This is a genomic window from Vibrio caribbeanicus ATCC BAA-2122, from assembly GCF_000165125.1.
Classification (GTDB): Bacteria; Pseudomonadota; Gammaproteobacteria; order Enterobacterales; family Vibrionaceae; genus Vibrio; species Vibrio caribbeanicus.
This window is the reverse complement of record NZ_AEIU01000008.1, coordinates 1-13394: the sequence shown is the minus strand read 5'-3', so window position 1 is coordinate 13394 and position 13394 is coordinate 1. Positions and strand designations below refer to the sequence as shown.

General features: G+C 42.7%; 11 protein-coding genes. 7 read left to right on the top strand and 4 right to left on the bottom strand.

Annotated elements, in window-relative coordinates:
• The first annotated feature begins 100 nt into the window (after positions 1-100).
• Positions 101-1879 carry an aspartate--tRNA ligase gene (gene aspS, locus RH40_RS01575; RefSeq protein WP_009599515.1) on the top strand — a complete coding sequence of 593 codons (1779 nt, stop codon included), beginning with the start codon at positions 101-103 and terminating at the stop codon, positions 1877-1879.
• A gap of 60 nt (positions 1880-1939) precedes the next feature.
• Here the strand turns inward: aspS and RH40_RS01570 are convergent, their stop codons facing one another.
• Complete coding sequence (locus RH40_RS01570) at positions 1940-2620, bottom strand: pseudouridine synthase (RefSeq protein ID WP_009599514.1); 681 nt, start codon at positions 2618-2620, stop codon at positions 1940-1942.
• A 290-nt stretch (positions 2621-2910) separates the two neighbouring features.
• Between RH40_RS01570 and RH40_RS01565 the strand changes: the two genes are divergently transcribed.
• Positions 2911-5136, top strand: coding sequence for an NADP-dependent isocitrate dehydrogenase (locus RH40_RS01565; protein WP_009599513.1), 2226 nt, complete (start codon positions 2911-2913; stop codon positions 5134-5136).
• Between the two features lie 384 nt (positions 5137-5520).
• On the opposite strand, the gene cspD is transcribed toward RH40_RS01565, so the two are convergent.
• Positions 5521-5742: a cold shock domain-containing protein CspD gene (gene cspD, locus RH40_RS01560; protein WP_009599512.1), complete on the bottom strand. Its 222-nt coding sequence runs from the start codon at positions 5740-5742 to the stop codon at positions 5521-5523.
• A 460-nt stretch (positions 5743-6202) separates the two neighbouring features.
• Here cspD and clpS point away from each other — a divergent pair, with 460 nt between their 5' ends.
• The 3 genes from clpS (at position 6203) to RH40_RS01545 (ending at position 10590) form a co-directional block, all read left to right on the top strand.
• A complete protein-coding gene (gene clpS / locus RH40_RS01555) occupies positions 6203-6523 on the top strand; it encodes an ATP-dependent Clp protease adapter ClpS (RefSeq protein ID WP_009599511.1) in 321 nt (106 codons plus the stop codon).
• Between the two features lie 42 nt (positions 6524-6565).
• Positions 6566-8836 (top strand): ATP-dependent Clp protease ATP-binding subunit ClpA, encoded by a 2271-nt coding sequence (clpA, locus tag RH40_RS01550; protein WP_009599510.1) that lies wholly within the window; start codon positions 6566-6568, stop codon positions 8834-8836.
• 209 nt (positions 8837-9045) lie between these two features.
• On the top strand, positions 9046-10590 hold the full coding sequence (locus RH40_RS01545; RefSeq protein WP_009599509.1) for a M14 family zinc carboxypeptidase: 1545 nt from the start codon (positions 9046-9048) through the stop codon (positions 10588-10590).
• Between the two features lie 75 nt (positions 10591-10665).
• On the opposite strand, the gene RH40_RS01540 is transcribed toward RH40_RS01545, so the two are convergent.
• Positions 10666-11487, bottom strand: coding sequence for an NAD-dependent epimerase/dehydratase family protein (locus RH40_RS01540; RefSeq protein ID WP_009599508.1), 822 nt, complete (start codon positions 11485-11487; stop codon positions 10666-10668).
• A gap of 27 nt (positions 11488-11514) precedes the next feature.
• The gene (locus RH40_RS01535) at positions 11515-11748 is read right to left on the bottom strand and encodes a TIGR02647 family protein (protein ID WP_009599507.1); all 234 of its coding nucleotides are present in this window, start codon (positions 11746-11748) and stop codon (positions 11515-11517) included.
• Between the two features lie 247 nt (positions 11749-11995).
• Between RH40_RS01535 and RH40_RS01530 the strand changes: the two genes are divergently transcribed.
• Together RH40_RS01530 and RH40_RS01525 are read left to right on the top strand one after the other, a co-directional pair.
• Positions 11996-12535 (top strand): hypothetical protein, encoded by a 540-nt coding sequence (locus RH40_RS01530; protein ID WP_009599506.1) that lies wholly within the window; start codon positions 11996-11998, stop codon positions 12533-12535.
• A gap of 155 nt (positions 12536-12690) precedes the next feature.
• On the top strand, positions 12691-13119 hold the full coding sequence (locus RH40_RS01525; protein WP_009599505.1) for a hypothetical protein: 429 nt from the start codon (positions 12691-12693) through the stop codon (positions 13117-13119).
• Positions 13120-13394 lie beyond the last annotated feature (275 nt).

Genomic DNA, 13394 nt, shown 5'->3' with positions numbered 1-13394 from the left:
TTTGGCCCATTTTCAGCGTATAAATGGAACTTTGCTCTTTCAGTGAATTTAACATTGAAAGGTTATAATCAACAAATTTAAAGAGATTGGGAATTTCATTATGCGTACCCATTACTGTGGTCACCTGAACAAGTCCCTTGCAGGACAAACTGTAGAACTTTGCGGCTGGGTTAATCGTCGCCGCGATTTAGGCGGTCTTATTTTTATCGATATGCGAGATCGTGAGGGAATCGTTCAGGTTGTTGTAGATCCAGATATGGCAGATGCGTATGAGATTGCTAACACCCTTCGCAACGAATTCTGTATCAAACTGACGGGTGAAGTCCGTGTACGTCCTGATAGTCAAGTGAACCAAGACATGGCAACAGGTGAAGTAGAAGTTATCGCTAAAGGTCTAGAAATCATTAATCGCTCGGATGTACTTCCTCTTGATTTCAATCAAAATAATTCAGAAGAACAGCGACTTAAATACCGTTACCTAGACTTGCGTCGTCCTGAGATGAGTGATCGAATCAAATTACGCGCTAAGGCATCAAGCTTCGTGCGTCGTTTTCTAGATGATAATGGCTTTTTGGACATTGAAACTCCTGTTCTAACAAAAGCAACACCTGAGGGTGCGCGAGACTACTTGGTGCCAAGTCGTGTGCATAAAGGAAGCTTTTACGCTTTACCTCAATCACCTCAATTGTTTAAGCAGCTTTTGATGATGTCAGGCTTTGATCGATACTATCAAATCGTCAAATGTTTCCGTGACGAAGACTTGAGGGCCGATCGCCAACCTGAATTTACGCAAATAGACCTTGAGACGTCATTCATGTCGGCAGACGAAGTACGTGCAACGACAGAAAAAATGGTTCGTGAAATGTGGCAAGAGTTGTTGGATGTTGACTTGGGCCAATTCCCTGTGATGCCATTTAGTGAAGCTATTCGTCGCTTTGGCTCGGATAAACCAGATTTAAGAAACCCTTTAGAGTTGGTGGACGTTGCTGACTTAGTAAAAGATGTTGAGTTTAAGGTTTTCTCTGGGCCGGCCAATGATGAGAAGGGACGGGTCGCTGTGATCCGCGTTCCGGGTGGTGCATCATTGACGCGCAAACAGATCGATAGTTATGGTGAGTTTGTTGGAATCTATGGTGCTAAAGGCCTAGCATGGATGAAGGTTAATGATCGTTCAGCGGGTCTTGAAGGTATTCAATCTCCAGTTGCTAAGTTCCTTAATGAAGATGTTATCAATGGCATTTTGGATCGCACGCAGGCTGACTCAGGTGACATCATTCTATTTGGTGCAGATAAGGCTAGCGTTGTTGCTGAAGCTCTTGGGGCATTGCGTCTAAAATTGGGTAAGGACCTAGAGTTGACGGACGAGTCCGCATGGGCCCCGTTATGGGTTGTTGATTTCCCAATGTTTGAGGAAGACGATGAAGGCAACTTACATGCGATGCATCACCCATTTACCTCGCCGCTAGGGGTGACTGCTGAAGAATTAAAAGCGAATCCTGCAGCAGCCAACTCAAATGCTTACGATATGGTTATCAATGGTTATGAAGTTGGTGGTGGTTCAGTTCGAATTCATAATGCGGAAATGCAGGCAGCTGTGTTCGACATCCTCGGAATTGATGCTCAAGAGCAACAGCTTAAGTTCGGTTTCCTACTTGACGCGCTTAAGTTTGGTACACCTCCTCACGCTGGTTTGGCGTTTGGTCTTGACCGTTTGGTTATGTTGCTTTGTGGAACTGAGAATATCCGTGATGTTATTGCCTTCCCGAAAACAACTGCTGCATCTTGCTTACTCACAGATGCACCTAGCGTTGCAAACCCAGCAGCGTTAGAAGAGTTAGCCATTGCTGTTACGGTAGCGAAAGAGAAAAATGCCGAATAATGGTACTTTGATTTTTTAGGGTAAACCGAATTATAGCCGCTTACTAAGCGGCTTTTTTATTTACAGTTGAATTTCTTTCCACTCACCTGGTTTCAAGCTATCGAGATGGATATCGCCAACGGAGTAGCGTATTAACCTGAGGGTTGGGTAACCGATATGAGCTGTCATACGGCGAACTTGACGGTTTCTTCCTTCAATTATCGTTATTGATAACCATGTTGTTGGGATGTTGGCACGAAATCGAACTGGGGGATTACGCGGCCATACCTTAGGTTCATCGATGATTTCGACTCTTGCTGGTAGCGTCAATCCATCTTTTAATTCGACACCTTGGCGTAGTTTGTCTAAATCAACTTCACCAGGAGAACCATCAACTTGCACCCAATACGTTTTGGGTGATTTGGAGCTTGGTTGCGTTAATCTTGCTTGAAGTATGCCGTCATTTGTGAGAACCAAAAGACCTTCACTGTCTCGATCGAGTCTACCTGCTGCATACACACCTTTTATTGAAATATAATCGGCCAGTGTCTTTCGACCCTCTCCATCAGTAAATTGACTTAGAGTATCGAATGGTTTGTTAAATATAATTACTTTCCGCTCCTCTGGTGCTATTTTCGGCTTTGATGAGCTAGACTTTAATGCGCGCTTTGTGGGGCTATTGGCTTTCTGACTTCGTTTAAATCGGGATGGCCTTTTATCTTCTGAAGCCGTTCGCTTAGCTCGTGTTGAGCGAGGTGACATGTTAACTTCCTTGCAAATTTGTAAATGAAGTATGGGTAGAACTTTAATCTGGTCGCGTAATACGCTACCATTTGCGCGCCCAAAAACAGGATTGGCGAACGGAATAATAAACCATTTTGCTATGTTTGTTTAATTATACCGAATCGCTCTCAAGGATGCCGCTCACATAGTGACAAAAACAAAAAGAGACGGATAATAATCGCAACAGTTGAGAGTACCTTCACGACTTGTTAGCGGCCACACACTCCGGAGTACATAGCGTGCTCCAGTCAGAACAATAGGGAAAGTTCATGCCTACAGAAAAACCCACAATCATTTATACCATCACTGATGAAGCACCAGCACTAGCGACGTATTCTTTCTTACCGATGATCCAATCATTTACAGCGTCCTCTGGAATCAATGTTGAAACACGTGATATTTCTCTAGCTGGTCGTATAATCGCTAATTTCCCAGAGCACTTAACTGAAGAGCAGCGTATTAGTGATGCGCTTGCCGAACTGGGTGAATTGGCTAAAACTCCAGAAGCTAATATCATCAAACTACCGAATATTTCGGCTTCGATTCCTCAACTTAAAGCTGCTATTAAAGAACTGCAAGACAAAGGCTATAACCTGCCTAACTACCCGGAAGAACCAAGCACTTACGAAGAAGAAGCCATTAAAGCGACATACGACAAAATAAAAGGCAGTGCGGTTAACCCTGTCTTGCGCGAGGGTAACTCTGACCGTCGTGCTCCGCTTTCGGTAAAAAACTACGCAAAGAAAAACCCGCATTCAATGGGTGCATGGTCTGCAGATTCTAAGTCGCACGTTTCAAGCATGGAAGGGAGTGACTTTTTTGGTAGTGAAAAGTCATGCACAATAGATAAAGCCACTCAAGTAAAAATTGAATTTGTTGCAGCAGATGGAAAGTCTAGAGAGCTGAAAGCGGCTTTCCCGATCCAAAATAAAGAAATCATTGACTGTTCTGTTATGAACAAAAAAGCACTGGTTGCTTTTTTTGAACAGCAAATTGAAGAAGCAAAACAGCAAGATGTATTGCTTTCTCTGCACATGAAAGCGACGATGATGAAAGTCTCTGATCCTGTCATCTTTGGGCATGCCGTCAAAGTGTATTACAAAGACGTGTTTGCAAAATACGGTGAAGTATTTGATAAGCTGGGCGTTGATGTCAACAACGGTATTGGCGATGTCTATGCAAAGATTCAATCGCTGCCTGCTGAACAAAAATCAGAAATCGAAGCAGCTTTAGAGGCGGTATATGAGACGCAGCCACCACTCGCTATGGTTGACTCTGATCGCGGTATCACCAACCTGCATGTACCAAGTGACATTATTGTTGATGCGTCTATGCCAGCTATGCTGCGCTCTTCTGGGCAGATGTGGGGGCCTGACGGCAAGCAGAAAGATACGAAAGCCATGATCCCTGATCGTAGTTACGCCAGTATCTATCAGGCTGTCATAGACTTCTGTAAAGAGCATGGTGCTTTCGATCCAACCTCAATGGGCAGTGTGCCAAATGTCGGTCTAATGGCACAAAAAGCAGAAGAATATGGTTCGCATGATAAAACATTTATTCTTGACCAGCAGGGAACGGTTCGAGTAGTCGATACGTCGGGGGCGGTTTTACTTGAGCAGAGCGTAGAGGAAGGTGATATCTTCCGTATGTGCCAGGTAAAAGATGCACCAATTCAAGACTGGGTGAAGTTAGCCGTTACTCGCGCGAGAGCAACAGGTGTTCCAGCCGTGTTCTGGTTAGATGAAAAGCGCGCTCACGATGCGCAGCTTATTAAAAAAGTCAATACTTACCTACCTACCCATGATACATCAGGGTTGGAAATAAAAATTCTTGCTCCACTCGATGCGTGTAAATTCTCTCTCGAGCGCATTAAAGATGGTTTAGATACAATTTCAGTGACCGGTAACGTTCTTCGTGACTACCTCACTGATTTATTCCCAATTTTGGAACTGGGTACGTCGGCGAAGATGTTATCTATCGTACCACTGATGAATGGTGGCGGTCTGTTTGAGACTGGTGCTGGTGGCTCAGCACCAAAGCATGTTCAGCAGGTAGAAAAAGAGAACCATCTGCGTTGGGATTCATTGGGTGAGTTTCTTGCCTTGGCAGCATCGTTAGAGCACCTTAGCGTGGTTACAGGAAATGCGAGAGCTCAAGTTTTAGCTGATGCTTTAGATAAAGCAACCGGTGAGTTTTTAGACAATAACAAGTCGCCTTCACGTCGTGTTGGAGAGCTAGATAACCGTGGTAGCCACTATTATTTAGCATCATATTGGGCTCAGGCACTTGCAGAGCAGACGACGGATGCCGCGCTAGCAACTGAATTTGCTCCAGTAGCCAAAGCACTGCTTGAAAATGAGCAGAAGATTGTTTCTGAACTTAATGGTGCTCAAGGTGTTTCTGGTGACTTGGGTGGCTATTATGCGCCTCAATTCGATAAAGCATCACCACTTATGCGACCTAGTCAAACGTTAAACAGCGTGATTAATGCTTAAGTAACATCGTAAAAAGAGAGCCCGCTCATTGAGAGCGGGCTTTTTTTGTTTATAGCGATTAAGTGATGATTAGGTGCTGGGTTTAAATAGTTACTCTTTCTACGAGGTAGGTTATCGCTATTTGGTAAGCCTATCCAGTGAGAGGCAGTATTCAAAGGAAGTCTTTAAGGGCGTTAATTAAAGGTTGCCGATGGAATGATATGTCGAAAAGGGGCGTCCTTTATAAGCTCTATAAGATCGTCAAATACCAGCAGGAAACAGTCATACACTCATGATTGTTTCTTTCACAAGAACAAAAGCTCTATCTGAAGTGGGAGGTGGGGCTATCTAAACAACAGCGTACGACCTCGGTATTCGATAGAGCTTTGGTTGGTGCCACGAGTTTTATTTTGCTGGCTGGATCTCAACAGGAACAACAGACCTAGCGTGGTAACCCTTTGGCCCTTCTTCAACTTCAAAGTTAACCTGCTGGCCAGCCTTCAGAGTGCGATATCCGTCCATTTGAATGGTGGAGTAGTGAGCAAATACATCGCCGTCTTCTCCCTCTGGACAAATAAATCCAAACCCTTTAGCGTTGTTGAACCATTTCACTGTACCTGTAGCCATGCTATACATCCCTCATGCATTTATCACTGATGTTGTTGATGCGCTTACATCAAATCCTTGTAAACGAAAAATAAGTTTGCGTCTAACTGATGTTAAAACACTTGTGCTCATGCACCAATTTAGCTAATGCCCCGTGACAGTCAACTGTAAAATGTTAATGGGGTCTACATATTTGATAACAAATTAAGTATGTAAGTTACATTCTCATAACTGATTATGTGCTCATTAAAAGTGAAATATAATTCAAATTTATCAATTTTGGTCTCTTTTTAATCAATCAGATACGCAACTCTCATTCATGCAAATCTTTTATTTGCAGCGATAACATTGCTGCATTAGTCTCTAAGTATGCGTATAAATTTTCTAAACCAATTAGTTGTCGATATTAAGACGTAAATTCAAAACTTTTGCTTCACAAAGTGATAAAATTAAGAAGAGAGAGCACACAAAACGAACGGTCATGAGCAGAGATTTTGAGTGGGTAAGTCCAGACCACGAATTACTGGAGTTAGAGAAAACTAAAGTTACGCCACCATCTATGTACAATGTCATACTAAACAATGACGATTATACACCGATGGAGTTTGTGATTGAGATCCTAGAACGTTTTTTTTCTATGGATATCGACAAAGCAACACAGGTGATGCTGAAAGTGCATTATGAAGGCAAGGCAATTTGTGGCACATTTACTGCAGAAGTTGCTGAGACTAAGGTAGCGCAAGTTACTTTGCATTCGAAGGAAAACGAGCATCCCTTGCTTTGTACAATGGAACGAGTATGAAACTTGTTCGAGAAACCCAAGTGGTTCTAAAAGGAGGTACTTATGCTAAATAAAGAACTAGAGTTAAGTCTCAACGGTGCATTCGCACGCGCTAGAGACAAAAGACATGAGTTTATGACTGTCGAGCACCTCCTGTTAGCATTGCTAGATAATGATGCTGCACGAGAAGCGTTACTTGCCTGTCAGGCTGATATTGATGCCTTAAGTAATGAGCTTGATATTTTTATCGACCAGACCACACCACTGATCCCACAGAACGATGAAACTCGCGAAACGCAACCCACTTTGAGTTTTCAACGCGTTTTGCAAAGAGCGGTTTTCCATGTTCAGTCATCGGGGCGCAGTGAAGTCACCGGGGCCAACGTGCTGGTGGCAATTTTCAGTGAGCAAGAGTCTCACGCGGCCTATTTACTCAAGAAAAATGATATTAGCCGTTTAGATATTGTTAATTTTATCTCTCATGGCATCACCAAAGCATCCAGTTCTGGTGACGAGCCATCTTCTTCTGATTCATTCAGCAGTGACAATACGGAAGAAGCGGGAACAGACGAACGCTTGGAGAGTTTTGCAACTAATCTCAACCAGCTCGCGAAACAAGGCCAAATTGATCCGCTTATCGGCCGTGACAAAGAACTGGAGCGTACGATTCAGGTTCTATGCCGACGCAGAAAAAACAATCCATTGTTAGTCGGTGAAGCTGGTGTCGGCAAAACGGCAATTGCAGAGGGCCTCGCTTGGCGCATTGTTGAAGGACAAGTTCCAGAGATTATTGCTGACAGTGTTATCTACTCTCTGGACATTGGTTCTTTGCTTGCTGGAACCAAATACCGAGGTGATTTTGAGAAACGTTTCAAAACGATATTAAAGCAGCTCGAGAAAGAAGACGACGCGATATTATTCATCGATGAGATCCACACCATTATTGGTGCTGGTGCTGCGTCAGGTGGACAGGTCGATGCAGCGAATTTAATCAAACCACTTCTCAGCAGTGGCAAGTTACGTTGTATTGGTTCGACTACTTATCAGGAATACAGCAACATATTCGACAAGGAGAGGGCGCTTTCCCGTCGTTTCCAAAAAATTGATATTGTCGAGCCTTCATTGGATGACACAACCAAGATTCTAATGGGACTTAAACCAAAGTACGAAGCGCATCATGAAGTTCGTTATACCAACAAAGCACTGCGTGCTGCGGTTGAGCTCTCTGCTAAGTACATCAATGAACGTCACCTTCCTGACAAAGCCATTGATGTGATTGACGAGGCTGGTGCTCGCAGTCGCCTTGCACCTGCAAGCCGTCGTAAGAAGACCGTTAATGTTGCAGATATCGAGGCCATGGTTGCGAAGATGGCCAGAATACCAGAAAAATCTGTATCGTCTTCGGATAAAGAGATTTTGCAAAACCTCGATGAGAAAATGAAGATGTTGGTCTTCGGTCAGGATGATGCCATTGATGTTCTCAGTGAAGCCATCAAGCTGACTCGTGCGGGCCTAGGAGCCGACCATAAGCCAGTAGGTTCGTTCCTATTTGCCGGGCCAACGGGTGTGGGTAAAACAGAAGTAACAGTACAGCTGTCTAAACTTCTAGGGATTGAGCTACTTCGCTTTGATATGTCTGAATACGGTGAGCGTCATTCAGTCAGTCGCCTCATTGGTGCACCTCCAGGTTACGTAGGGTATGATCAAGGTGGTCTACTAACCGATGCTGTCATCAAACATCCCCACTCTGTGGTCCTGCTTGATGAAATCGAGAAAGCACATCCTGACATCTTTAACCTACTATTGCAGGTAATGGATAATGGTACCTTAACGGATAATAACGGTCGCAAAGCAGATTTTCGCAACGTTATTCTCGTTATGACGACCAATGCAGGTGTTCAAGAGACTGAGAAGAAATCTATCGGCCTCATCCAGCAGGACAATAGCACCGATGCTATGTCTGAGATCAAAAAGGTCTTTACACCAGAGTTCCGCAATCGTCTTGACAATGTGATCTGGTTTAATAGCTTGGACGAGGAGGTTATCCATCAAGTGGTGGATAAATTTATCGTCGAGCTTCAGGCTCAGCTGGATGTCCGGGGTGTCTCCCTTGAAGTCTCAGATGCTGCACGTAAGTGGCTATCAGTCAAAGGCTATGACCCTACCATGGGGGCTCGCCCAATGGGGAGAGTCATCCAGGATCAATTGAAAAAGCCGCTCGCCAATGAGCTACTGTTTGGATCACTGGTTGATGGTGGTACAGTGAAGGTTGATTTGAAAGGTGAAGAACTTAAGTTTAAGTATCTCAATGAGAAAGAAGCTGCAATTCACTAATTGAGCGCCACAAAGTCAAAAAGCCAGAGCAAACTGCTCTGGCTTTTTTTATTGGTTAGATCGATGTGAATTGTTATGACTATTCTTGTCGATTAAGAAAAGATCAACAGACCCCAGTTATTTAAAAGTAAAATTACAATATCCTGACCTATAAATGTGCTGCTCAAGTAAGTTGAATCTCATGAACATTTTATAAGTTGGTAGATAAGATGAAACTTAAAAGATTGACAATGTTACTGGTAGCAGTAATGGCCTGCCACTCATATGCAGCGACCTCATATATTCAGACACCTTTTGAAAAAAGTAATAATAAAAAATTACCAAACAGTCAGCAGGTTGATGCTTTTTTAAAGCAATTGTCCGATGATAGCAACAAGGTATCGGAGCTAAAAATAGGAACTTCAGCTGGCGGCAGAGAGATAAATGCTCTCTTGATATCTAAAGACTCCAAGTTCTTAACTAGTGGCAAATCAGACTCGAGCAAGGCGACAGTAATGCTAATAGGCTCACAGCATGGAAATGAACCCGCGGGAGCAGAAGCGTTACAGAAGTTGGCAGCAGAGCTTGCTTTTGATAACGAGTCTACCCTTTTGGATAACTTAAATCTTGTGGTGATCCCACTTGCAAATCCAGATGGGCGCGACTTGCATTCGAGATACAATGCGAATAGAGAAAACCCCAATATTGACTACTCAGCCCTTGCGTCGCCTGAGACATTGATTTACGTCAAAGCACTACGAAAATTTAAACCCAATGTCATTTTTGATATTCACGAGTCTGGTATCGAGAAGTCTGTACTAACGGGAAAACAAGGATATTTCACTGATGTCCACGCTCAATATGAAGTAGGTAATAACCCCAATATTGCTCCTGAATTGCTTGCCTATAGTGAAGAGTTTTTTCTTCCTCAACTGATCGATGCCACGTCTCGTGCAGGATTGCCGGCAAAGCGCTATCTTGGTGAGATTACACACCTCGATCAGCCAGTAAAGAGAGGGGGTATTGGTATTACAAACTTTAGAAACTATGCTGCCATGCGTGGGATTTTGTCTGTTTTAGTGGAAAATAGACTGGACAGTAAAAATGGTGATTATCCTACCCCCAGAAATATAGAGCGTAGGGTTAAAAATCAATTAATCAGCACACAAACATTTTTGAATTTGGTGAGTGCTAATCACGATAAAATCATTCAGTTGACGGAACAATCACAGTATAAATCACAGTATAAATCGCAGCAGAAGCCTCGCAATATTTATCTAGATGTTTCATTTGAACCTAATAGCGAAAAAATCGTTAAAAAAGTACCGCTAACAAAGAAAGAAACAGGGCAAGCGGTAGAAATGAGCTTTACTAATTTCGATAAAATTAGTGGTGAAGAACAAGTTGTACTGCCCAAAGCCTATGTTGTTGCTAAGCACCAAGAGTCGTTTCGAGGTTGGCTCGATAAACATGGCATTGCTTATCAAGTAATTGAAGAACCGCAAGAACAAGAGGTTGGCGTCTTATCTGTAGAAAACTTGAATATTTCACCTAAAGGAAGACTGGGTATACGCCGTTTTGTGGACCTAGACTTGAACGAAGTAAATAAACAGGTTTTATTGAAGAAAGGTGACTTAGTGGTGCCGATGACACAACCCCTTGGGACGTTAGCGGGTCTTATGCTCGACCCGAGGTCGTCAAGCTCGATTTTCCAAGAGCCGGCATGGCAAGGTTATCTAAAAGATAGCCCACTACCCATTTACACGATAAGGTAATTGGCAAGAGAGCCCAGAATTAAAAATCATGTTGAGACTGAAAAGCCAGAGCAATTGCGCTGGCTTTTTTTATTCCTACACCAGTTCAAGTGTATGTTGATGATGGAATCGATAACCGAGTGATTGCAGTTTGTCCGCAATAATACGTTTGTCGGGCTGCTCAGTGACTTCTGGGAGCGACTCTTGAGAGTTAATGCCGTCCAATGCTGCCTGATAGAATTCGGCTTTAGACACAGTATTGGGTGTGGTTGCGTTGACGACAGCCGACTTTTCATACGTAGCCATATAACTTACCGCACCAACCGCATCTTGAAGATGAATCATATTAGCGGGGGCTTTCGAACTGACCTGTGCTAAATGAGCAACAAACCTTGCAGGGTGTCTATTTGGTCCTATCAACCCACTGCAACGCACGATGGCGAATTTAAGGCCAGAGCTAATAAGCAAGTTTTCTGCTTGTAACATGATTTTAGCGTTATCACTGAATTTATCATCATTCTCAGCTTTAACAAGCGAGGCATCTTCCTCGATCATATCTTGTGCCGTATTAGGGTAAACCGTAGTTGAGCTGACCATGACAACTCGTTTGACGCCTGTATTTTGGGATGCCTCAATCACATTGTTCCAATAGGTCACGTACTCATCGCCCTGACCACGACGAAAACCAGGAGGGAAGCAGCCAATCACAATGTCAGAAGGGTAATCCAGCAACTGGGTTTGTAAGCTTTCCGGACCCTGACTGAGATCACAAACAAAGCTGTTAAGTCCAAAGCTCTGCAACTCAGTGGTGCCTTCGATAGTAGTCTTACTGGTATAAGTCTGATGTCCTATTGATTTGAGGTATTGCGCAAGCGGTCTACCGAGCCAGCCTCCGCCAATGATAGTAATGGTTTTCAAGCTCGTGTTCCTAAAGTGGTTAAATGTCTACGTAGACAGAACGCGCAGCGTCTTATCGGCGTGCTCTGCCATCTCGATACCTTCATTAGTAAGGTAGCCTCCATCAGGTAATGTACACAACCCTTTTTGGTACAGTCTTTCTATGGCCGATACTGTTTCAGATGGTGCATTGCTATGGACCTTTATACCCGTTGCGGCACTGCTAATGTCAAATTGGAGTAGTAAATTTAGCTCGGCAATATGTTCAGGAGTAAATTTCATAATAAATCCTTCTTCTGATTCACCTTTTCAAGTTAATCCTGATGTCGGATCAGAGCAATATCAGTTGGCCAGAAATGTTAGCTTAGACGCGTTTTGTTGTATTCACTGAAACAGCTTTATCTCCTGTTGTTCGTGAATATTTTGTTTATGGTGCCGATACAACGCTTTTCTTTGGGAAGGTGCGTGAGCCTTCATTTGACTCTATTCGGCTAGTGATTTGTATCAAATTGGAAAAGTTTGTTGCTTGATGGAAGAGCTCTCACAATCTTCGCTTCAAATCGAATTTAGTGTAGGCTTTGAGAGGCTTCTGATAAGAATCAATTTATATGGGTATGAATTAATGTTCGAAAAGGAAATATATAAATTAACGAGAGACGATCTCGAACAATATCCTGTCTGGTATTTCCCAATGGATGATACAGTTGAAGATGAACTAACTGTTCGACCATTTGAAGGCAACTGCCAAATAAATGATCATCAAGTTATTGTACGTACAGTTTTTTTCGCAAGCGATGGCTCAGAGTATATGGGATATGTTTATTGGAACAGCCCGAATAGTATTGAAGATCTAAAACCGGTTGTGTTTGTAAATGATGAAGACTGTGTGACGTTTTGGAGCGGGATGATTGAAGCTAACTGGGATGATTATGGCGAAGAGCAGAAAAAGCTACAAAGCAAGTTTCCATTAAATTACTCATCGTATACAGTTCAAGGGCTTGATTCTTTGTCAGGAAAATTAGAAGGCCTCTATTATCTAGAAGGCGAAAATTTAGTGTTCAAGACTTAAACAAATAAAGGACAGGCACCAAATCTACTGAACGAAATGAGGCTTATATTAATGTTCAATCAGGGGAAGAAAAGGGCCGTATTTTCAAATTTAAAGGTGATCTAAAAACGGTTAATAATATTGTTAAGTGCTTCATGTTTAAGTAGGAATCTAATATGTCATTTGAAGAAGAATTGTTGGCTGATCTAGATGGTTTTATAAAATCTGGCGATATTTCTATAGAAGATTCAAGTGAAGTCTATTTTGGTCGCCTTGCAGAGGTTTTTCCTTTAGGCGGTTCAAAGATTAACTGGGATCAAGTCACAGATTCAATTGTTGTTACCGCTAGCAATAAAAATGACGTGACGGAATGGGTTGACTTTTTTTACGAAACTATTGATGAAAAGGGTTTAAGTGGGAATCTTGTTTACATTAACGATAGTGCAATTGACTGTGCTTTAACCATGCCAGTTGAAACTTTAAAGCAATGCATTGAGCAGATATTGGAGTACCCTGGTCATCACTACTTAATAGGTGAAAAGTATACCTGGTGTATGACGTTCACAATGGAAGGTGATATGACTTTTGGATTTAAGCCTGCGTAAGTAAATAAAGGACAGACACCAAGTCTAACTATATCGAGATAGGTTTTCGTGGGTAGAATGTGCAAAAAACTAATTCAGAAAACTATTCAAACTATTAAACTATTCAGGACACACACCTTTAAATAAGTAACCTAAAAGCTGGTAAACTTGTGACCGCAATAGTCAAAAGCTCTGATGAGGCGGCCGATTTATTCGGGGCAAGTTCTCAGCTTAGTAAAGCGGATAATTTGGTTTCGGGTGGTGTTACAAACACACCAGCTCAGCTATTGGCTGAT